This window comes from Bacillus sp. FSL K6-0138, assembly GCF_037982765.1.
GTDB lineage: Bacteria > Bacillota > Bacilli > Bacillales > Bacillaceae > Bacillus > Bacillus glycinifermentans.
The window spans coordinates 3,248,511-3,267,488 of the sequence record NZ_CP150286.1; the positions used below are offsets into that span (position 1 = coordinate 3,248,511).

The 18,978-nt window shown below is 47.6% G+C and carries 21 protein-coding genes, 1 pseudogene and 1 riboswitch; of the genes and pseudogenes, 6 read left to right on the forward strand and 16 right to left on the reverse strand.

Annotation, left to right across the window (positions count from 1 at the left end):
* Positions 1 to 134: 134 nt before the first annotated feature.
* From thiD to MHB78_RS17300, 8 genes are all read right to left on the reverse strand, one after another.
* Positions 135 to 947 (reverse strand): bifunctional hydroxymethylpyrimidine kinase/phosphomethylpyrimidine kinase, encoded by an 813-nt coding sequence (gene thiD, locus MHB78_RS17265; protein ID WP_046131191.1) that lies wholly within the window; start codon positions 945 to 947, stop codon positions 135 to 137.
* Between the two features lie 26 nt (positions 948 to 973).
* Positions 974 to 1,984: a thiazole biosynthesis adenylyltransferase ThiF gene (locus MHB78_RS17270; protein WP_046131192.1), complete on the reverse strand. Its 1,011-nt coding sequence runs from the start codon at positions 1,982 to 1,984 to the stop codon at positions 974 to 976.
* Positions 1,981 to 2,748, reverse strand: coding sequence for a thiazole synthase (locus MHB78_RS17275; RefSeq protein ID WP_006636858.1), 768 nt, complete (start codon positions 2,746 to 2,748; stop codon positions 1,981 to 1,983). The genes MHB78_RS17270 and MHB78_RS17275 overlap by 4 nt, the downstream gene beginning before the upstream one ends.
* A 3-nt stretch (positions 2,749 to 2,751) precedes the next feature.
* Positions 2,752 to 2,955, reverse strand: coding sequence for a sulfur carrier protein ThiS (gene thiS, locus MHB78_RS17280; protein ID WP_046131193.1), 204 nt, complete (start codon positions 2,953 to 2,955; stop codon positions 2,752 to 2,754).
* Entirely contained in the window at positions 2,952 to 4,064 is a 1,113-nt protein-coding gene (thiO, locus tag MHB78_RS17285) for a glycine oxidase ThiO (protein WP_046131194.1), read from the reverse strand. The genes thiS and thiO overlap by 4 nt, the downstream gene beginning before the upstream one ends.
* Positions 4,048 to 4,665: a thiazole tautomerase TenI gene (tenI, locus tag MHB78_RS17290; protein ID WP_046131195.1), complete on the reverse strand. Its 618-nt coding sequence runs from the start codon at positions 4,663 to 4,665 to the stop codon at positions 4,048 to 4,050. The genes thiO and tenI overlap by 17 nt, the downstream gene beginning before the upstream one ends.
* Entirely contained in the window at positions 4,640 to 5,341 is a 702-nt protein-coding gene (tenA, locus tag MHB78_RS17295; protein ID WP_046131196.1) for a thiaminase II, read from the reverse strand. The genes tenI and tenA overlap by 26 nt, the downstream gene beginning before the upstream one ends.
* A 90-nt stretch (positions 5,342 to 5,431) precedes the next feature.
* Positions 5,432 to 5,540: riboswitch (TPP riboswitch) on the reverse strand.
* A gap of 56 nt (positions 5,541 to 5,596) precedes the next feature.
* Positions 5,597 to 7,441: a monovalent cation:proton antiporter family protein gene (locus tag MHB78_RS17300; protein WP_046131197.1), complete on the reverse strand. Its 1,845-nt coding sequence runs from the start codon at positions 7,439 to 7,441 to the stop codon at positions 5,597 to 5,599.
* 299 nt (positions 7,442 to 7,740) lie between these two features.
* Between MHB78_RS17300 and prpE the strand changes: the two genes are divergently transcribed.
* Positions 7,741 to 8,481 carry a bis(5'-nucleosyl)-tetraphosphatase PrpE gene (gene prpE / locus MHB78_RS17305; protein WP_046131198.1) on the forward strand — a complete coding sequence of 247 codons (741 nt, stop codon included), beginning with the start codon at positions 7,741 to 7,743 and terminating at the stop codon, positions 8,479 to 8,481.
* 15 nt (positions 8,482 to 8,496) lie between these two features.
* On the opposite strand, the gene MHB78_RS17310 is transcribed toward prpE, so the two are convergent.
* Genes MHB78_RS17310 through MHB78_RS17325 form a run of 4 tightly spaced genes read right to left on the reverse strand, consistent with a single transcriptional unit; the run spans position 8,497 to position 11,248 of the window.
* Positions 8,497 to 9,387: an RluA family pseudouridine synthase gene (locus MHB78_RS17310; RefSeq protein ID WP_046131199.1), complete on the reverse strand. Its 891-nt coding sequence runs from the start codon at positions 9,385 to 9,387 to the stop codon at positions 8,497 to 8,499.
* An 11-nt stretch (positions 9,388 to 9,398) separates the two neighbouring features.
* Complete coding sequence (locus MHB78_RS17315; protein ID WP_046131200.1) at positions 9,399 to 10,199, reverse strand: NAD kinase; 801 nt, start codon at positions 10,197 to 10,199, stop codon at positions 9,399 to 9,401.
* A gap of 17 nt (positions 10,200 to 10,216) precedes the next feature.
* Entirely contained in the window at positions 10,217 to 10,852 is a 636-nt protein-coding gene (locus MHB78_RS17320) for a GTP pyrophosphokinase family protein (RefSeq protein ID WP_046131201.1), read from the reverse strand.
* A gap of 30 nt (positions 10,853 to 10,882) precedes the next feature.
* Positions 10,883 to 11,248 (reverse strand): hypothetical protein, encoded by a 366-nt coding sequence (locus MHB78_RS17325; protein WP_046131202.1) that lies wholly within the window; start codon positions 11,246 to 11,248, stop codon positions 10,883 to 10,885.
* Between the two features lie 128 nt (positions 11,249 to 11,376).
* On the opposite strand from MHB78_RS17325, the gene MHB78_RS17330 reads away from it, so the two are divergent.
* From MHB78_RS17330 to MHB78_RS17350, 5 genes are all read left to right on the forward strand, one after another.
* Entirely contained in the window at positions 11,377 to 11,949 is a 573-nt protein-coding gene (locus tag MHB78_RS17330) for a CYTH domain-containing protein (protein WP_046131203.1), read from the forward strand.
* A 12-nt stretch (positions 11,950 to 11,961) separates the two neighbouring features.
* Entirely contained in the window at positions 11,962 to 12,627 is a 666-nt protein-coding gene (locus MHB78_RS17335) for a lytic transglycosylase domain-containing protein (RefSeq protein ID WP_046131204.1), read from the forward strand.
* Between the two features lie 284 nt (positions 12,628 to 12,911).
* Entirely contained in the window at positions 12,912 to 13,310 is a 399-nt protein-coding gene (locus tag MHB78_RS17340; RefSeq protein ID WP_046131205.1) for a thiol management oxidoreductase, read from the forward strand.
* On the forward strand, positions 13,307 to 14,200 hold the full coding sequence (gene spxH / locus MHB78_RS17345) for a protease adaptor protein SpxH (protein ID WP_046131206.1): 894 nt from the start codon (positions 13,307 to 13,309) through the stop codon (positions 14,198 to 14,200). The genes MHB78_RS17340 and spxH overlap by 4 nt, the downstream gene beginning before the upstream one ends.
* A gap of 408 nt (positions 14,201 to 14,608) precedes the next feature.
* On the forward strand, positions 14,609 to 14,776 hold the full coding sequence (locus MHB78_RS17350) for a hypothetical protein (protein WP_046131207.1): 168 nt from the start codon (positions 14,609 to 14,611) through the stop codon (positions 14,774 to 14,776).
* A 52-nt stretch (positions 14,777 to 14,828) separates the two neighbouring features.
* On the opposite strand, the gene pepF is transcribed toward MHB78_RS17350, so the two are convergent.
* The 4 genes and pseudogenes from pepF to MHB78_RS17370 form a co-directional block, all read right to left on the reverse strand.
* Positions 14,829 to 16,646, reverse strand: a complete 1,818-nt coding sequence (pepF, locus tag MHB78_RS17355; RefSeq protein WP_281503742.1) for an oligoendopeptidase F — start codon at positions 16,644 to 16,646, stop codon at positions 14,829 to 14,831.
* A gap of 212 nt (positions 16,647 to 16,858) precedes the next feature.
* Positions 16,859 to 18,007 (reverse strand): competence protein CoiA family protein, encoded by a 1,149-nt coding sequence (locus tag MHB78_RS17360; protein WP_046131209.1) that lies wholly within the window; start codon positions 18,005 to 18,007, stop codon positions 16,859 to 16,861.
* Positions 18,008 to 18,128: 121 nt separating this feature from the next.
* The gene (gene mecA, locus MHB78_RS17365; RefSeq protein ID WP_046131210.1) at positions 18,129 to 18,767 is read right to left on the reverse strand and encodes an adaptor protein MecA; all 639 of its coding nucleotides are present in this window, start codon (positions 18,765 to 18,767) and stop codon (positions 18,129 to 18,131) included.
* Positions 18,749 to 18,874, reverse strand: a pseudogene (locus MHB78_RS17370) (hypothetical protein). Before MHB78_RS17370 ends, mecA begins: the two are co-directional and overlap by 19 nt.
* Between the last annotated feature and the right edge of the window lie 104 nt (positions 18,875 to 18,978).

Sequence of the window (18,978 nt, forward strand, 5' to 3'; positions counted from 1 at the left end):
TAACATTTTATTAGTACCTGATCATAATATATAGTATCACAATTTGCGTCAGGCTGACAATTTTCAGTCAAAAAAAGCGGCGGCGTTCCTGGAATGGACGCCGCCGCTTTGCTGACGCACAGTATGCAAAGGGATCAGCCCTCCCGCATAGAGCGCTGTTTATACGCAAAATGATTCGTCGGCCCGTGTCCGGAGCCGATATTCAGACCGTTTGCCACCGCCATGTGCACGAATGATTCGGCGATTTCGAAAGCCTCGTGAATATCGCTTCCTTTGGCAATTTGCGCCGTCAAAGCGGCTGAAAACGTACAGCCTGTGCCATGAGTGTGCTTCGTTTCGATAAAAGGATTGGTGATTTCGATAAATGTTTCGCCGTCAAAGAGCAGGTCTGTCACTGTTTTCTTTTCCGGCAGGTGGCCTCCTTTAATGATCGGATAACGAACGCCCAATTTGTGCAAATCCTCAGCCGCTTTTTTGCGGTCATCCATCGTCTGAATCCTTCTTCCAGTCAGCACCTCTGCCTCGGGAATGTTAGGCGTCGCCGCAAAAGCACGGGGCAACAGCCGCCGTTTCAGCGTTTCCACGGCTTCGTCATTCAACAGCGATGCCCCGCCTTTGGCAATCATGACGGGATCGACAATCACAACCTTGAGATCGTGCTCCTCAAGCTGCTGAACGATTTCTTCGATCATTTCCGCACTCCAAAGCATCCCCGTTTTAATCGCGTCAGGCCTTAAATCAAGGGCTACCGCTTCGATCTGTTTGCCGAGCTCTCCCGGAGACATCGGAAAAACGCTGTGTACGCCTTGCGTATTTTGCGCGGTTACCGCCGTCAAAGCTGACATGCCGAACACGCCAAGCTCCTGAAACGTCTTAATATCAGCCTGTATGCCCGCACCTCCGCCTGAATCGGACCCGGCGATTGTCAATGCTTTTCGTATACTCATGTTGTTTGCACTCCTTTTTTCAGCCTTCAGCCAATCCATCTGTGGTATATCGTTTTTGCCCGTTTTACGTCATTTGTCCCATGAATGAAAGCCCGGCCATCCCGAAAAATGACAAATCTGAAGTCTTCGGATTTGCATGACACCAAGTGCGGATTCCCTGTCACATCCAAGCCCGCTTCTTTGAAGCGGACGGCCAGCTCCTCAAGTATTGGCGGCTGTTTGCCGGCAGGTCTGATTTGGACCGTTTGCCGCCCGCACAGAACGGCCGCTTTTGTTTCGTTTTCCGGTGAAAGAAACGGAAATTCACGGGTGCCGCACGTCGGGCATGCTTGATCTTTAAGAGCGTCCGCGCGAACCTCGGACCTTTCATTTGTCCATATATCAAATGAGCGGAGCGTACCGGAGGTTTCATGCCCCGTCAGCAGCTTAAGGGCATCTGTCACTTGATAAGCGGTAACCTGCTGAACGACCGGGCTGATGACACCGGATGTGTCGCACGTCATCGTGTTCGCCGGCAGATGTCCCAAAAGACAATGAAGACACGGCGTTTTACCAGGAATGACTGTATAGGTAATTCCGTAGCTTGCTACACACGCCCCATACAGAAAAGGGATCCCCGATTTGACAGCCGCATCGTTTACAACGAGACGGGTCTCAAAGTTATCTGTGGCATCAATGATCAAGGATGCGCCTTCTGCAAGGCTGAGCGCTTTTTCCGCCGTGACATCGGTGACGATGCCGTTAACCCGGACAGAGCCGTTGATCAGGCGGAGCCTGTTTTCGGCAGCCGCCGCCTTCGGCATCTTGTCTTTCGCATCTTGTTCCGTGTATAGCTGCTGACGCTGGAGATTGCTCCATTCGACATAATCCCTGTCAACGATCGTAAGCGAACCGACTCCCGCTCTTACAAGCATTTCAGCGCTCGCCGATCCGAGAGCCCCGGCTCCGATGATCAGCACATGCGCGCGTTCTATCTTTTTCTGGCCGCCTGGACCGATCGGCGAAAACAGCTCCTGTCTTGAATATCTGCCGTTCAAGTCGTCAGCATCCCTTCTTCAGGGCTGGAAGCGATGCCATAGTCTTTTTCAGGAATTCTTCCCGCGAGATATCCGAGCCTTCCTGATTCGACGGCAAGTTTCATGGCGAGCGCCATTTTGACCGGATCCTTTGCGCCGGCTACGGCCGTGTTCAGCAAAACGCCGTCAGCCCCAAGCTCCATTGCATATGCCGCGTCTTTGGGAGAACCGATTCCGGCGTCGACGATCACCGGAACTTCAGCCTGTTCGATGATAAATGAAAGATTGAGAGGATTGATAATCCCCTGTCCTGAGCCGATCGGCGAGGCGCCCGGCATAATCGCATGAACGCCGAGCTCTTGAAGTTTTTTCGCCAGCACGACGTCATCCGATGTATACGGAAGGACGATAAAGCCTTCCTCAAGCAGGGCTTCGGATGCTTTTAATGTTTCGACAGGATCAGGCAGAAGCGAGCGGTCACAGCCGATCACTTCGACTTTAATCATGTCGCAAAGGCCGGACGCTTTGGCAAGCTTTGCGATGCGCACCGCTTCCTCCGCCGTTTTTGCCCCTGCTGTATTCGGCAAAAGCGTATACCGGCTCAGATCAAGCTGTTCGAGAAAATTGGGCTGGGATTCTTCAAAAATATTCATCCGTCTGACGGCAAAGGTCAGAATCTCCGACTCTGATACGCGCACCGCCTCTTTTTGAATCTCGAATGACGGATACTTCCCGGTTCCGAGTAATAGTCTTGATGAAAACTGCTGATCAGCGATTTTTAACATGTTTTATCCCCCTCCGACAAAATGAACGATTTCGATAACATCGTTTTCTTCAAGTTTCACTTCTTGATAATTCTCTTTTCCGATAATCTCTCTGTTTCTTTCAACGATGACAACTCGGTTTTCCAGCTGATAGGATGCAAGCAGGTCATAGATCGTTCCTCCGTCATTCTTCCAGTCTATCTTTCGTCCGTTCAGCTGAATCATCATTTGTGAACAGCCTCCTTCCGGTCAACCTTAAACGCTTCCTCCCAGGCGGGCTCGACCGGCCGGCTAAGAATCATATCTGTGATCATCTCCCCCGTCGCCGGCGCGAGAAGAATGCCGTTTCTGAAATGGCCGGCCGCAAACAAGATGCTGTCGTTTTCAGGATGTCTGCCGATATACGGATTGCCGTCCTCTGTTTCCGGTCTTAATCCGGCCCAGCATCTGTCGATTTTCAACCCGCCGATTCTCGGAAGCATCGTTTTCGCCTTTTTCATGACCGCTTCGATGCCGTCCGTATCAGGCTGCTCATTCCAGTCTCCGGCTTTCATCGTCGCGCCGATGACAAGCTTTCCGCTGTGGCGCGGAACAATATAGCAATGATCGTGATACAGCGTTCTCGTTAAAGGAATGCTGTCATTCCACACGGACAGACACTCCCCTTTCACCGGATAAAATCGCTTGTTTAAACCGAGCTGTTGAAAGAAAACGCCGCTCCAGACACCGCTCGCGATCACGGCATGATCCGCTTCTGCGGCGCCTGAAGCCGTCTGAATCCGGACGCCGCCTCCTGCCGCCGCTTCTATTGAGAAAACAGGCGCATACTCAAAGATGTCTGCGCCGAACAGTTTTGCTCCTTTGGCAAAAGCTCTGCAAACAGAGATCGGTTCGACATGAACGTCATCCCGGATAAAATTCGCACCGAGTATCCCCTTTGCTGCATGCGGCTCTTTTTCATACACCTCTTGAGGCGTCAGCCATTCGGCAGAATCGAGCGCGGCCATTTCCATAAGGCGCGCCCGGTCGCTTTCGGTAAATGCGAGTTTTAAAATACCGCCGTCATGCCGCCTGATATCAATGCCGCTTACGCTTTTTAGTTCAGCGGTCAGCCGCTTATATGCAGTCTGGCTTGCCCTCGCAAATTCGAAAAATGTTCCCGGTTTATCGCATTCGGCATGAGCGCCGAGCATACCGGCGGCCGCACGGCTCGCTTTTTTCCCGACCTCGCCGCTTTCAAAAACCGCCGTTTGTTTTCCCGCTTTTGCAAGATGATAGGCAATCGAGACACCGATGATGCCTCCGCCGATCACGATCGTTTCATAGCGCTTTTTCATACAGATCTCCTTTCACCAGGCGCAGAAGCCGTTCGCAAGCTTCGGCAGACCTGTCTTCAGAAAAAATCCCCGACATCACCGCGATGCCGTCAGGCGCGGACAGCTTTACCTCAGGCAGCCGCTTTTCGGTAATCCCTCCGATGGCAATAACGGGAATATCGACAGCCTGTTTCACATTCCACAGGCTTTCCGTCCCCCTTCCTGTCAGCCCTTTTTTGCTGTCGGTTTCAAAAATGTGGCCGAACAGCACGTAATCCGCTCCTTCTTTTGCAGCCTGAACCGCTTCTTCAGCAGAGTGGACAGACTTTCCGATTTTCAAATGCGGAAAACGGTGTCTTACACATTTGACGGAAAAGCCGTGGGAAGGCAGCTGAACGCGATGTATATTGTGGAACAAGGCGACATCCACCCTGTCGTTGATGATGAGCTTCCGCTTGTCAACGCCAGCTGCCAGCAGGCGTTCGATTAATTCGGAAATCTCGCATACCGTTTTTGACCTCTCCCTGATATGGATAAAATCCGCTGTATCCTTGATGGATACGATTTTGGCGGCCAGCTCGTCAACGGAGTGCCGGTCATCGGTGATCGCGTGAAGCTTCAAGCTGTTCACCCCGCTCCTCGGACCAGCTTTCTTTCTTGTGCGCCATATTCCAAAATTGATATTCGTAGAAGCTGGAAATGACGAAGTTTTCTTTCATTTTCGCTCTGACTTCAGCGGTACTTTTTTCGGCCAGCCCGTCAAAACGGTCGACCTGTTCGGTCACGAGTTCTTTAAACCAGTCTCCTCCATATGTCGCAATCCATTCCTGATAAATGCCGTTCTCAGGCTTGCACGCTTTCAACGTTTCCCCGACCTCGTAGTAAAGCCAGTAACAAGGGAGCAAAGCGGCAAGAATTTCTGCAAAATTGCCGCTCATAACAGAGCGGTACATGTGGGACGTATAGGCATACGCGGTCGGTGACGGCTTGAACGCTCTTTTTTCTTCCTCGGTAATACCGAGCAGCTCGGAAAACTTCCTATGCAGAGCCAGCTCTGCTTCATACGTTCCCTTTGCATGATCCGCCATCCAGCTCGTCGTGTATAAATCTGCCGCATATGCCGCGGCAAAGGACTGAACCTTGGCAAAATGGCTCAAATAGTAGGAGTCTTGCAGCACATAATATGTAAAGCAGTCGATCGGCAAAGACCCGTCACCGATTCCTTTGATAAACGGGTGTACAAAACTGCCCTCCCACCATTCTGCAGCGCTCTTCCGGCACTCTTCCGAAAACTTCATCTAAGTAGCCCTCCTTTAATGTTAGAAAATGAAAAAAACCACTTTCCCCGCAGGAAAAGTGGTTTGGAATTTGCATAATACCATACATAGTCAAATACCTTGCCACTTCCCTACGCAGGTCTGAACCTGTTCAGGTTATGAGGGTCTAAAAGTCACACTTTTATCTCAGCCCTTATGAAGGACTCCCCTAGTGGAAAACATTTCATTCATTCAGTTATATTTTTATCTTAACACGAAATTAAAAATGGTCAAGCATCAGTCTTCCAGCGTTTTTTTCAACTCGGCGATATATTCGCGCGAGCCGGTGGCGATCAGCCTGTCGCCCAGTTGCAGCCTTGTATCGCCGTGAGGCACAAGGCTGTCGACACCTCTGAAAATCCTCACAAAGATCACGTCCCCCATAAACGGAAATTCCCTTAACAGCACGCCGTCATAGCGCTCGTTGCTCATGTTGATTTCGTATAATGATGCATCCTGATTCGTCAAAAGCTTCATGACGCCCGGAGCCTCGATCAGCGCGCGAAGCAGCGTTTTCGTCGACAGCAGGACGGAAATCGTATCGATGCCGTTTTCTTTCAATTTGGCTTCCGCTTGCGGCGAATCTGCGCTTGCGATAATCCTATCGACTTGTTTATCTTTTGCAAATAGGGCAATTCCGGTATTCCGCTCTTCATTCCCGGTCGCTACGACAAGAATATCTGTCTCAAAAACGCCGAATGATTCGAGTGTCCCGAATTCATAATCTGGCAGCACTTCCACGTCAAAAACCGGCTCTGACAGGTTTTCTTCTTTCTTTTCCTGATGGACATGCAGAACTCTGACGTGATATTCCTCAGAAGACAGCTCAAGAGTAACCGGCAGTGTCATTTGATTGGCGCCGATAAAGGTGATCGTTTTTTGCTCCGTTTCAATCTGTGCTTTCGGCATTAGCTTTTTGAAACCCGTCGGCGTAATAATGCACGTGATGACAGCGACAAGAATGAGCACACCGGACATTTTCGCGTCGATGACACCGATCCGTTCGCCGATGGTTGTGGCGGCAATGACGAGCGACAATGTCGACGTCAATAAAAGCCCTGAAGCCAGCACCGTTTTCACACCATACCACTTTTTCAACATCAGCGCAGGAACGATCTTGCTGATTAAAAGCGCCACAAACAGCAGCGGGATCATCATTAAAATTTTCGGGTCTTCAAGCAAGGACCATATGTCAAGCTTGACTCCCGTCATCACAAAAAAGATCGGAATCAAAAATCCATAGCCGAAAGAATCAAGCTGCTGGACCAGTTCTTTATTCGGAGAAAGCAGTGACACGAGAACCCCGGCTAAAAATGCGCCGAGTATGTTTTCCGCGCCGAGCGATTCCGAAAGCGCGACAAGCACGATGATCAGGGTAAAAATCGCCCTTGTGCCGATTTGAATCGTTCCTTTTGACATCACTTCAATATAAGAGCGGTTTTTAAACACCCTTCCGAAGAGATAAAGGACGACGCCTGCGGCAAACAAGATGATCAACAGCCACATATTGCTGCTTTCGTCTCCATAAATCGAGGCGAAGACAGCGAGCAAAATCATCGTCACAAGGTCGGCGATCACCGCCACAAGCAAAATAATCTGTCCGATGTTCGTCTTCATCAGGCGCTCTTCTTTCAGCGTCGGAACGACCACACCGAGTGAAATCGTCGAAATGATCAGCGTCATTAAAAAGGCGTTGTCGATGAACCCGGCCAGGACAAAGCTGTAAGAAAGCCCGAGCGACAAAATGAAAATCGCGATAAATATAATGGCAGCCGTTTTAAACGTGTTTGGCGCAGCTTTTCCGTTTGGGAGCAGCTGCTTTTTCTTTCCTCTTTCAAACGCGGAAAAATCGATCTCCAGTCCGCTCAAAAACATTAAAAAGATAAACCCGAGCATCGATAGCGTCTCAAGCCACGCATCATGCACTTCGACAAGGTTAAAACCGCTTTTTCCGATAACAAGACCCATGATGATTTCCGCCACAACGACAGGTATGACAAGCCTTAAGCGGTTCAGCAGGATGGGGGTTAAAAATGCGACAATGAGTACGACAACTAAAGATGAAACAGATGTATGCTCCATAGATGTTACCTCCTAAAAACCGGTTTCCTTAGTATATAGTGTCCCCTTCCACAGTCAAAAAGGACCATAATTACAATTCAACGAAAGAAAAGTTCAGATGATCGTCCTTTTCTCCCAAGTGTAAAAGTCGATTTTAACAATGCTCGCCGAGAAATAAAAGTGATATGCCTGATTTTCTCCGCAGGAAATGTTTGAAGGTGAAAATAGAACATAAACAAGGTATGATATCCAATAAACAAAGCCGGTGAAGGTTATCATAAATATAATCGCTGTTAGTTAACGTTTAGGAGATGAAAGACATGAAATACGATGTGATCGGAGATATTCACGGATGTTATGATGAAATGACCGCATTGCTTGAAAAGCTCGGCTATTCCCTTGATACAGGGCTGCCCGCTCACCCTGAAAAGAGAACCCCTGTCTTTCTCGGAGACTTGACAGACCGGGGGCCGAAATCGCTCGCCGTCGTTGAATTCGTGGCGAATGCCGTTGAAAAATGCGCAGCCCGCTATGTCCCGGGCAATCATTGCAACAAACTCTACCGCTTTTTCAAAGGAAACCCGGTCAAGCTCATGCACGGCCTTGAAACGACAGCCGCCGAATACAGACGGCTCCCACCGCAAAAACAAGACCATATCAGAGATCTGTTTATGCACCTGTATGAACGCGCTCCGCTTTATGAGATCCTGCATAACGGCGAGCTCGTCGTCGCCCATGCCGGGATAAAAGCCGAATATATCGGAAAGAAGCCCGTTGGTAAGGTAAAACAGTTTGTTTTGTACGGGGATATTACGGGAGAGACGCTGCCTGACGGAAGGCCCGTCAGGCGGGACTGGGCCGCTCATTACCAGGGCGAGGCATGGGTCGTGTACGGCCACACTCCTGTCAGGGCTCCGCGGATGGTTCACCATACAATTAACATTGATACGGGATGCGTGTTCGGCAATCGGCTGACCGCCTTCAGGTTTCCGGAACTCACAACAGAATCGGTCCCTTCCTCAATGCCTTTCGATGAAACGAGATTTCGCATAGAGCCATAAAAAAAGAGCTGTTTTTCAGCTCTCCAATAATTTCCGGATATCGTACGGAAGCGGCGCGTAAAACGCCAGCTCCTCCCTTGTCAGCGGATGAATAAACGCCAGCCTCTCGCTGTGAAGCGCCTGCCGATTGATGAGATCGCGCGTGCCCCCGTAAAGCGTGTCACCGCACAGCGGGTGTCCGATATGGCTCATGTGAACGCGGATTTGATGGGTCCTTCCCGTTTCAAGGCTCAGCGAAACGTCTGTTATCTGTCCGATTCGCATGTTCACCTTAAAGTGGGTGACCGCTGTTTGGCCATCCGGGACGACAGCCCGCTCAATAATGCTTGTCGCTTTTCTGCCGATCGGGGCGTCGACCGTTCCGCGGTCTTCCCTGATTTCGCCGTGAACGACGGCGCGGTACTGCCGTTTGACATGTCCCTCTTTTTGCAAATGTGACAAAAGGGAATGTGCAAAACGATGCTTGGCGACGAGCATGACCCCTGATGTGTCACGATCCAGCCTGCTCACAAGATGAACGGTTGCTTCACAGCCCGTCTGCTGATAATAATAAATGAGCCCGTTCGCAAGGCTTCCCGTCGGATGTTCCCGCGAAGGAATCGACGACAGGTAAGGCTGTTTATTAAGCACGAGGACATGGTCGTCTTCAAACAAGATGTCAAGCGGGATCGCTTCCGGCCGCAGAGATTCGCTAACCTTCTCCGGCGGAAACAAAATTGCGAGCTTGTCCCCTTCCTGAAGGACATGCCTGACCGTGACATGCTCCCCATTAATGAGAAGATCCCCGCCACCGAATTTGATATCTGCAAGCATCCTCTTTGAAATGCCCATGCGCTGTACATACTCTTTCAACAGCATACCGTCTTCTTTTGCTGTTATCGTTTGTCTCAAAGAAAAATCGCTCACGGCAAACCTTCCTATTCTCCCTTGCCGATAAAGGATTCCTGCACCCTTTTCCAAAACGGAAACGGACGGAATCTCGCAAACCTGACATTCTCGCTCGCGACGCGGCATTGAATCGATTTGACATCTTTATGCAGCAATGTTAAGTGATCAACCGCAACCTGGAAGGTCACATCGTTAAGTGGTTTGATCACGCATGTATGATGCTCAGGCAAAATGAGCGGCGAGCCGACCGTCCGAAACACGCGGTTGTTGATAGACGCCATTTCAGCGAGCTGGATCGCCCTGATCGACGGGTGGATGATCGCCCCGCCGAGCGCCTTGTTGTACGCCGTGCTGCCTGAAGGCGTCGACAGGCAGAGCCCGTCGCCGCGAAACGTTTCAAACAGCTCCCCTTTTATCTCGACGTCTGTGACGAGCGTACCCTCGATGCTTTTAATCGTACACTCATTAAGCCCCAGGTACCTTGCTTCCTTTCCACCGTTATTATAGCGGACGATCACTTCCAGGATCGGATATTCGACAATCTGAAACGGCGTTTTCGCAATCGCGATCACCAGTTTTTCAATCTCGTCCGGAACCCAGTCTGCATAAAAGCCGAGGTGGCCGGTATGAACCCCGACAAATGCCGTTTTATCGAGGCGGCTGCTGTACTTGTGAAACGCGTATAAAAGCGTTCCGTCCCCTCCGACGGAAATGACGATATCGGGCTCTTCTTCGTCGCACTCAAGGCCGAAGTCGAGCAGGTACGTTTGAATTCTGCTTTTCAATGTATCAGAGACCGGATTTCCTTTTGACGATACCGCAAATTTCATCTTTTTTCTCCTTTCCCCTAGCCGTCATCCTCGTCCTTTTTCTTTCGCGAGAAAGCCGCCTGGGCTTCCCGGATTTCACCCCTGATCTCAGACATTTCTTCATCGAGCCTTGAAGCCGCCTCAGATGCCCTTTGGAGCCTTAATTTCACTTTTTCCGGGATGTTGCCGCTGTATTTATAATTTAAAGAATGCTCAATCGTAGCCCAAAAATTCATGGCCAGCGTTCTGATTTGAATTTCAACCAAAATCTGCTTTTCTCCGTTTATCGTCTGCAGAGGATATAAAATCACAAGATGGTAGGAACGGTAGCCGCTCTCTTTATGTTCCGCAATATAATCGCGCGTATCCACGACCGTGAAATCCTTTCTCGCCAGAAGCATCTGTTTGACGATGTGGATATCCTCAAAGAATTGACACATAATCCTGAGTCCCGCAATATCCTGCATGCTTTCGATATCATCGAGCGGGATGTTTTTCCGTTTCGCCTTTTCCAAAATACTCGGAACAGGCTTCACCCTTCCCGTCACAAACTCTATGGGCGAATGCTCTTCTTCGTATTCGTAAAGCGCCCTGATCCCTTTCAGCTTTACTTTCAGCTCTTCAACAGCCTGCCTGTACGGTGCTAAAAAACGCTCCCATTGTTTTTCATCCATAAACCTTCCCCCAATTTCATCGCCTTTTTTCTAGAGGAATGCCCGTTTCACTCTCTCTTCCATTTCTTCGCCATAATTTGCATTATCTTTAATATTATCGATCAGATACTGTAGCTCTGCATGGAACCCCTCAAGCTCCAGCTCTTCCTTTCCGATATTCAAAAACACGGGAATATGTCGATCAAGGGCCGATTTCATATCGGGCCATATGCTTTCATTTAAAATGGCGTATTGAAAAGAATCGCCTTGTTCCAGTATGTATACAAATGCAAAATGATCAGAGTCCGCAAGCATGCGTCCGGTCGGTTTCCGCTTCTCTTCATCCTTGATTCCGCTGGTCAATACGAGCCGGTCATCCAAGAGATCTGCTTCTGTTATCTCAATTCTGTTCTGCATAATGTTCTCCTTTGCGATAAAAGTACAGATTTATTTTATCATATCAAGTTCGATATTGATAAACGTTCATGCCCAAGAGATAATAAGAAAAATGATTTTTTAGCGGCTGAGAGGATGAAAACGAAAAGATGAGCCAGGAACTTGAAATAGAATTTAAAAACATGCTGACAAAAGAAGAATTCGAGCAATTAAAATCATATTATCAATTCACTCAGGATCAATTTGTCGCGCAGCATAATCATTATTACGATACAGCGGCCTTTTCGCTGAAAGAAAAGGGAGCTGCTTTAAGAATTCGCGAAAAGCAGGGCCGGCACGTGTTAACGCTGAAAGAGCCGGCGCCTGTTGGATTGACGGAAACCCACCAGACACTGCCGTCAAAACCGGACTTTGAGCATTTTCACATTCCGAAAGGGCACGTATTCGACCGTCTGCAAGATCTCGGCATCGAACCGGGAGATCTCGGGTATTTCGGGACGCTTACGACAGACCGAGCAGAAAAAAAACTGCCTGAGGGCTTAATTGTTTTAGATCACAGCCGATACTTACAAGTAGAGGACTACGAAATTGAATTCGAAGTCGCAGACTATGAACAGGGAAAGCTTGATTTCGCAAAACTTTTGAAAACATTCGGCATCCCGAAACGCGATACGAAAAACAAAATCGTCCGTTTTTATGAGCAAAAAGTGAAAAATAATTAAGGTGGGAACATAATGAACATCAACAATTTGACCGCCCTTTTGGAACTTCAGGCATTACGGTCGTTTTATCAAGCGTCTGACAGCGGTTCAGAAGATACGGGCTTTGATTTCAGTTCGATTTTAAATCAATACTTAACAAATGCCGGAACTTTGCAGACAGGGACAGGAACGGTTCCGGCCGTACATGCGGAATCGATTCCTTCGGCTCAAATCGGGACTTCCCAGGCTTTGACCTCGGACAAAACAGTAAGCGACCCATCGCCATCAGCAAGCACCAGTTCGGTGTCTTTCGGCGGACAGAACAAAAATATCGATGACATCATCAAAAAAGCCGCTGAAAAATACGGCGTAGATGAAAAGCTGATTCACTCGGTCATTAAACAGGAATCCGGCTATCAGCAGAAGGCCGTCAGTCCGGCCGGCGCCATGGGCTTGATGCAGCTCATGCCTTCAACCGCAAAATCGCTCGGGGTTACAAACGCCTTGGATCCCGCACAAAATGTTGAAGCCGGAACAAAATATTTAAAGCAAATGCTTGACCGCTACAGCGGAAACGTTTCTCTCGCACTGGCGGCGTACAACGCCGGTCCCGGAAACGTCCAAAAGTACGGCGGCATTCCTCCATTCAAAGAAACGCAAAATTATGTAAAAAACATCACTGCAAATTACTACGCATAAGCCGGAAAGGATTCCTTTCCGGTTTTTTATAGCTTCTTAAAACTTTCAAATTTATCCTCCCCGTTTAAATAATACACATTTAACAAGCGGTTATGATATGATATTTGGTACAAAAACAGTGATTCCCTCATGCGCTCTGAGTCGGTTTGTTTGTAGAATGAGCTGAGGGTTGCTAAAATAAGTATATACAATCGTGAAATAATAAATGATGAACAACATAAATATTTTTTTGCAATAGGAACCGTCTTTTTTTCCTATTAGCCATATTAGAAGGAGTAGTCAACATGGGACAATCGTTTAACGCACCTTATGAAGCGATTGGAGAAGAACTTCTATCGCAACTTGTTGATACTTTTTATGAGCGCGTGAGACGGCATCCGCTGTTACACCCCATATTTCCGGACGATTTAACGGAAACGGCGAGAAAACAAAAACAATTTTTAACGCAATATTTGGGCGGCCCGCCGCTTTATACGGAAGAGCACGGACATCCGATGCTGAGAGCACGGCACCTTCCGTTTCCGATCACTCCGGAACGGGCGGATGCCTGGCTGTCGTGTATGAAAGAGGCAATGGATCATGTCGGTTTGCAGGGCGATATCAGGGACTTTCTTTTCGAGAGATTGACGTTGACAGCCAGGCATATGGTAAACCAGCCTAAAATGGAGGATGGTTCGCATTGACACTTAATCAACGTGACCAATTTTTCTCCCATTGCCATGGACATCCGCAAAAGCCGATGGAAATCTATATGTTTGTCGATCCTTTATCCCCGGAATGCTGGGCTCTGGAGCCTGCTATCAAAAAATTAAAAATCCGCTACGGACGTTTTTTTACATTGCGCAGCATCGCCGTATGCAGCATTACGGCGTTAAATGTTCAGAAACGCAAAAAGCACCTTCTCGCAGAAGCATGGGAAAAGATCGCAAGCAAGTCGGGCATGTCCTGTGACGGGACCCTCTGGCTTGAAAACCCCCTCTCCGCTCCATATCTGGCGTCATTGGCGCTGAAAGCGGCGGAGCTTCAGGGAAGAAAAGCCGGATTGCAGTTTTTAAGAAGCATGCAGGAGCGCCTATTCCTCAGCAAACAGGATATTACCGATGAAGAGGTGCTGTTCAATATCGCCGAAAGCACGCAGCTCGATGCAGAGGAATTTAAAAAAGATCTTCATTCCCAAAGCGCGGTGAAAGCCTTGCAATGCGACATGAAAATCGCCGCCGAAATGGAAGTCACGTCGGTTCCGACGCTCACCTTTTTCAACAGCGTTCGCGAAGGAGAAGGCTTGAAAGTAACCGGACATTATTCATATGACATTTACGAAGAAGTACTTTTCGAAATGCTTGGAGATGAGCCGAAGCCATCGCAAACCCCGCCGCTTGAAATATTTGTCGAATATTTTCAATTTGTCGCCGACAAAGAAATCGCCGTGGTTTACGATTGGACGCTCGAACAAGTGGAACGCGAAATGAAAAAACTCGCTTTTGCCGGAAAGGTCAAAAGGGTTGAGGCAAAGCACGGCATGTTTTGGCGTTTTGTAAACGAAGACGCCGGGGCCGGACCGCTCTGTAAATGATAAAAATAGCACGGGCTTGCCCGTGTTTATTTTATGGCCAAAACACAAACATACGTTCTTTCGAAAGGCATTAAGAAACCGCGCCGGGATAAGCGCGGTTTCTATTATGTCTTAACGACAACAAAGGGGATGGGAGAAATTTTTCACGGTCAAACAAAGGGGTAAATGTTTGTTTGTGATCAATTTCACATCTTTATAATATCAAATCATGTCGACTTTTGACAACTGATTTTATTACTTTTCACATATTTGTCACAAAACATAAAAAGTAGATGTCCTACATATGATGAAAACAGGACCGTCCATATGTGAAAAAATGGCGTCAGAACGCGGGTTTTCACGATGTTTCGAACTGCTTTTTGCGTTTTTCTGCTTCTCAAAAATTTATCAGTCTATAGGAGGGGTTTTATGCTCCATATCGTGATAGGGGTAATACTGATTTTTATTTTTTTCTTATTGAATATTTTAGGCTTGATGCAGATGCTCCCTCTCTACATTACGTCTCCCCTGCTGTTCATATCGATCCTTTACACGATCAGCCGCTTCAATCACCGCAAAACGTTTAAAGGGTTTTAGACGCCTGTTGGAAAAAGGCCGCCGGTTTTGGCGGCAGCCCTAAAGTTATTCGTTATTTCAAGAGAAGCTCTTCCATTTCATTCAGCTGCTCTTCAAACTTCTTGCATGCAGCTTCAATCGGTTCTGAGGATGTCATGTCGACACCCGCTTTTTTCAGTACTTCAATCGGATAATCGGAGCTTCCGGCTTTTAAGAATTCGATATAGCGGTCAACAGCCGGCTTCCCTTCTTTTAAAATCTGCTGGCTCAGGGCCTGTGCGGCGCTGTAGCCTGTCGCGTATTGATATACGTAATAATTGTAGTAGAAATGAGGAATCCTTGCCCATTCAAGACCGATTTCTTTATCGATTTCAATGTTTTCTCCGAAGTACTTTTTGTTCAAATCGTAATAGATGCTTGTCAGCAGCTCAGGAGTCAGCGGTTCGCCTTCCTGGGCTTTGACATGAATCGCATGTTCGAATTCGGCGAACATCGTCTGTCTGAAAACTGTTCCTTTAAAGCCTTCAAGCATGTGGTTTAAAATATACAGCCGCTGCTTTTCGTCGTCGACTGTGTTCAGCAGGTAGTCCCCTAAAAGGGCTTCATTTGTCGTTGATGCGACTTCAGCGACGAAAATGCTGTAGTTTCCGTACGGATACGGCTGATGCTTTCTCGTATAATAACTGTGGACGGAATGGCCGAATTCATGGACAAGCGTAAACAGGTTGTTGACGTTGTCCTGCCAGTTCATCAAAATGTACGGATTTGTTCCGTATGTTCCTGATGAGTAAGCCCCGCTCCGCTTTCCTTTGTTTTCGTAAACATCGACCCAGCGGTTGTTCAAGCCTTCCTTCAGGATGGACGAGTATTCCTCCCCTAAAGGAGCGAGCCCTTTCAGCATGTAATCTTTCGCTTGTTCATACGTCACTTTCATGCCGGCATCTTTTACAAGCGGCGTGTACAGGTCATACATGTGAACTTCATCCAGTTCGAGCACTTGTTTTCTGAGCTCCACATAGCGGTGAAGAAGCGGCAAGTATTTATTAATCGTTTCGACGAGATTATCATAAACCTCTTCCGGAATGCTGTTGCGCGACAGCGCAGCTTCTCTCGCCGATTTATAGTGCTTTACCTTCGCATAAAAATTATCTTTTTTGACAGCGCCGCTGAGGGTCGATGCAAGGGTGTTTTTAAAACGGCCGTACGTATCATATACCGCCTTGAAAGCTTCACGGCGGACGTCGCGGTTCTCGCTTTCCAAAAAGGTGATGTAGTTCCCGTGAGTCAGCTGGCGCTTTTCTCCGTCTTCATCGGTAATTTCCGGAAATTCCATATCGGCGTTATTGAGCATGCCAAATGTAGTGGACGGCGATGACAGAACATCCGATGCCTCGGCAAGCAGCCCTTCTTCCTCTTCGCTCAGCACATGAGGCCGTTCTTTGTTGATTTCTTCAAGCGCGTGCGAGTAGAGCTTCAGTTCCTCTTTTTCCAAAAGGAACTGCTGGAGCTTATCCTCCTGTATCGATAAAATTTCCGGCACCATGTAGGCCGTCGCACTGGCAGCCTGTGTATAAAGGTTGGACGCTTTGTCATTTAACCCTTGATAAAACGAATTGCCGGTGTCCTGATCATAGCGCATATGGGCGTAAGTATACAGCTTGCCGAGCCTTTCCATGACTTTGTCCTGATATGTCAATGCTTCATATAGATCGTCGGCGGAATGACCGAGCTTTCCCTTGAATTCGGAAAGCTTAGGCAGCAGCTCTTTGACCGCTTGAAATTCCTTGTTCCAAGCTTCATCGGATGAAAAGATATCCTCAAGTCTCCACGTGTCTTCTTGCTTCACCTCATCTCTTGCAGGCAGTTTTTTCGTTTGATTTTCTTCAGCCACTGTAAATCCCCTCGCTTTCTTTGCTTCAAGTCCATTGGTGTACAATAAACTTGTGTTGTGTTTATCTTCTGTTTTTTCACCGCCTTTTGTCAAATCATTTGCGAAAAAAAACGTGCTGGATGCCGCAAACAAAAAACAAAATGCAAATCTTTTGATCCGAAACAGACCGGCCACCACCTTCCTTTCTTTAGATTGAACGAAAGGCTTGATGATCATTCGGAAAAATAGCGGGCATCCCTCTTCAGCAGCTCCTCAAGCCGCTGCTCAGCAGGCGCCGGCCGGCGCGGAAAATACACGTCTTTTTCTTTAATGAAAAAACCTTTTTCATGCAATAACCGGACATATTCACCGACGGCGTCCGCCGCTTTCTCACGCTTATTCCACCTCAGCTTCAGGCGATTGCTCCGGATCAGCTGATTCATATATGCGACGGCTGATTGGAGGCGAAAGGAAGGGCGCTTCATGAAAAACAAATACAGGTAGCCTTGCCACACATAAACGGGTTGGACAAAAATATAGCCTGAAGATACGGGGAGAAATACTTCTGACGGGAAAAGAGGAAGTGGGATGTGAAATCTTTCATAAAACAGAGCAGCTATCTGTTTTGACTCTTTAGATAAAAAGCGCCGGGGTATAGTCCGAAAGCTGAGGACGTTCCTTTTCCAGCCATTAAACTGAAGAGGAGAACGACTTTTTGAAGATATCAATCCGTACAGCTTTGTTTGCTGCAGGGGAAGAAACCGCATGGATGCAGACGTCTTATTTGTCAAAAACGGAATCAAATGCTCAAGGATGAGAAAGGCTTTTTGGTCGGGGCAAAAAAATACGAGCCTGGGGGGCATCACATCTCCTTTGCTGAACTGCCAATGGAAGCCGGAAAGCTGAAAAAAGCCGTTTGATAAACGCTTTAACCGATTCCCGCCAATGATCCAAAACGGGTCAATGCCCAATGACAGAAAACCGGCCGATCGTTGCCGATACTCCGTATTATTGAGATTGGCGCACTGAAACTCCACGGCAATTTTGCGCTCCCCTCCGTCCACGAGCAAATCAGGCCTCTGTCTGATCTGTTTCAAATACGGTTCGACAACGGGGCTTAGTCCCTCTTTCTTAAACCACTCGTAAAGAAGCTGTTTTCCTTTTAAATGATAACGGCTTTCCGGTTCATGGGGGACAGGGCACACCGAATCCGGCTTATGTGCAAAATGATGGAGCCTGATATCGCCGACTTTGAGATCAAGCTGCTGGCGGCAGGCCGGGCAATAAAATACATGTTCCTTTCTTATTCGTTTGAGTTCATCAGCTTTGTATCCATCTGCCAAACAAATCAGATGACCTCCTTCGATCATCGCGCTGAACACATTGTCTCTCTCCTTTCTGTACCGTAACTATTCCACGCATTTTGCACCGTCTCCTTTTCTTCTTGAGAAAAAAGGATTTTATAACACAAAAAAACCGATTTCGAAAAGAAATCGGCTTTTTTTATGAAAAGTATTTGTTTATCGTATCAAGAGCATGATCCGCTGTAATCAGCGTTCCGTACTCCTTCAGCATATGAATCGTCATCTTTGATTCTGATGCGTATTCAAGCAAAATGCTCAGCTGATTTTCAATCTCTTCATCAGGCATTTCGTTGAAATCCACGAATAAATAATAGCGGTTTTCGTGAGTATATAAAGACGTTTGACAGCCGCTGATGGTCACTTTTGATAATGAGATGACATCCTCAAAATCGTTAAACCTTAACACAAACTGAAGTTTCTGCTCCTCGGTTTGTTCTTCTTTATGAAAATCTTCCAGCAATGCGTCGAGCGTTTCCTCTGCTGGGTCATGCTTTTTATCTTCAGGAATCGGCAGTTCAAGCTTTTGGCCGTCTTTGGAAAGCTGAGCTTTCGTCACAATGATTTCCAATCCCTTGTCAAGGGCCTGCACTTGAATCCAAAGGGGGCCTTCAACGGCAAATTCTTCTTCGTCGTGCACTTCGTCCATCATTTCCCAAAACAGCTCTTCACTGCGTTCGCGATTGTACCAGATTTCTTCTCTGTCAAACCCCCGGTCTTCTATATCACCGTAGGAAATATAAAACTTAACCGTATGTTCATTTATTCTTTCGATTTCCATTTGCCAACCTTCCCTTCTTTGTAAGATGTTGAAGGGATAACTAAGCTCCCAATTAATTGTACTTTACTACACTTTACCCATTACGTCCACTTCTTAACCTTATGCAGGATCAATCTTTCATTTCTATTTTATGATAAAAAAGATGCAAAAGAAATAAAAACGCATTGCTGCCGGGCTTAACATAATTTTGAATGAGCCTCATATATTAGCT

Excerpts from the sequence above, each read along its gene's own strand:
- thiD (WP_046131191.1), bottom strand. The coding sequence starts at position 947 with ATGAGTATACGAAAAGCATTGACAATCGCCGGGTCCGATTCAGGCGGA.
- MHB78_RS17275 (WP_006636858.1), bottom strand. The coding sequence starts at position 2,748 with ATGTTAAAAATCGCTGATCAGCAGTTTTCATCAAGACTATTACTCGGA.
- thiS (WP_046131193.1), bottom strand. The coding sequence starts at position 2,955 with ATGATGATTCAGCTGAACGGACGAAAGATAGACTGGAAGAATGACGGA.
- thiO (WP_046131194.1), bottom strand. The coding sequence starts at position 4,064 with ATGAAAAAGCGCTATGAAACGATCGTGATCGGCGGAGGCATCATCGGT.
- tenA (WP_046131196.1), bottom strand. The coding sequence starts at position 5,341 with ATGAAGTTTTCGGAAGAGTGCCGGAAGAGCGCTGCAGAATGGTGGGAG.
- MHB78_RS17300 (WP_046131197.1), bottom strand. The coding sequence starts at position 7,441 with ATGGAGCATACATCTGTTTCATCTTTAGTTGTCGTACTCATTGTCGCA.
- prpE (WP_046131198.1), top strand. The coding sequence starts at position 7,741 with ATGAAATACGATGTGATCGGAGATATTCACGGATGTTATGATGAAATG.
- MHB78_RS17315 (WP_046131200.1), bottom strand. The coding sequence starts at position 10,199 with ATGAAATTTGCGGTATCGTCAAAAGGAAATCCGGTCTCTGATACATTG.
- MHB78_RS17320 (WP_046131201.1), bottom strand. The coding sequence starts at position 10,852 with ATGGATGAAAAACAATGGGAGCGTTTTTTAGCACCGTACAGGCAGGCT.
- MHB78_RS17325 (WP_046131202.1), bottom strand. The coding sequence starts at position 11,248 with ATGCAGAACAGAATTGAGATAACAGAAGCAGATCTCTTGGATGACCGG.
- MHB78_RS17330 (WP_046131203.1), top strand. The coding sequence starts at position 11,377 with ATGAGCCAGGAACTTGAAATAGAATTTAAAAACATGCTGACAAAAGAA.
- MHB78_RS17335 (WP_046131204.1), top strand. The coding sequence starts at position 11,962 with ATGAACATCAACAATTTGACCGCCCTTTTGGAACTTCAGGCATTACGG.
- MHB78_RS17340 (WP_046131205.1), top strand. The coding sequence starts at position 12,912 with ATGGGACAATCGTTTAACGCACCTTATGAAGCGATTGGAGAAGAACTT.
- MHB78_RS17350 (WP_046131207.1), top strand. The coding sequence starts at position 14,609 with ATGCTCCATATCGTGATAGGGGTAATACTGATTTTTATTTTTTTCTTA.
- mecA (WP_046131210.1), bottom strand. The coding sequence starts at position 18,767 with ATGGAAATCGAAAGAATAAATGAACATACGGTTAAGTTTTATATTTCC.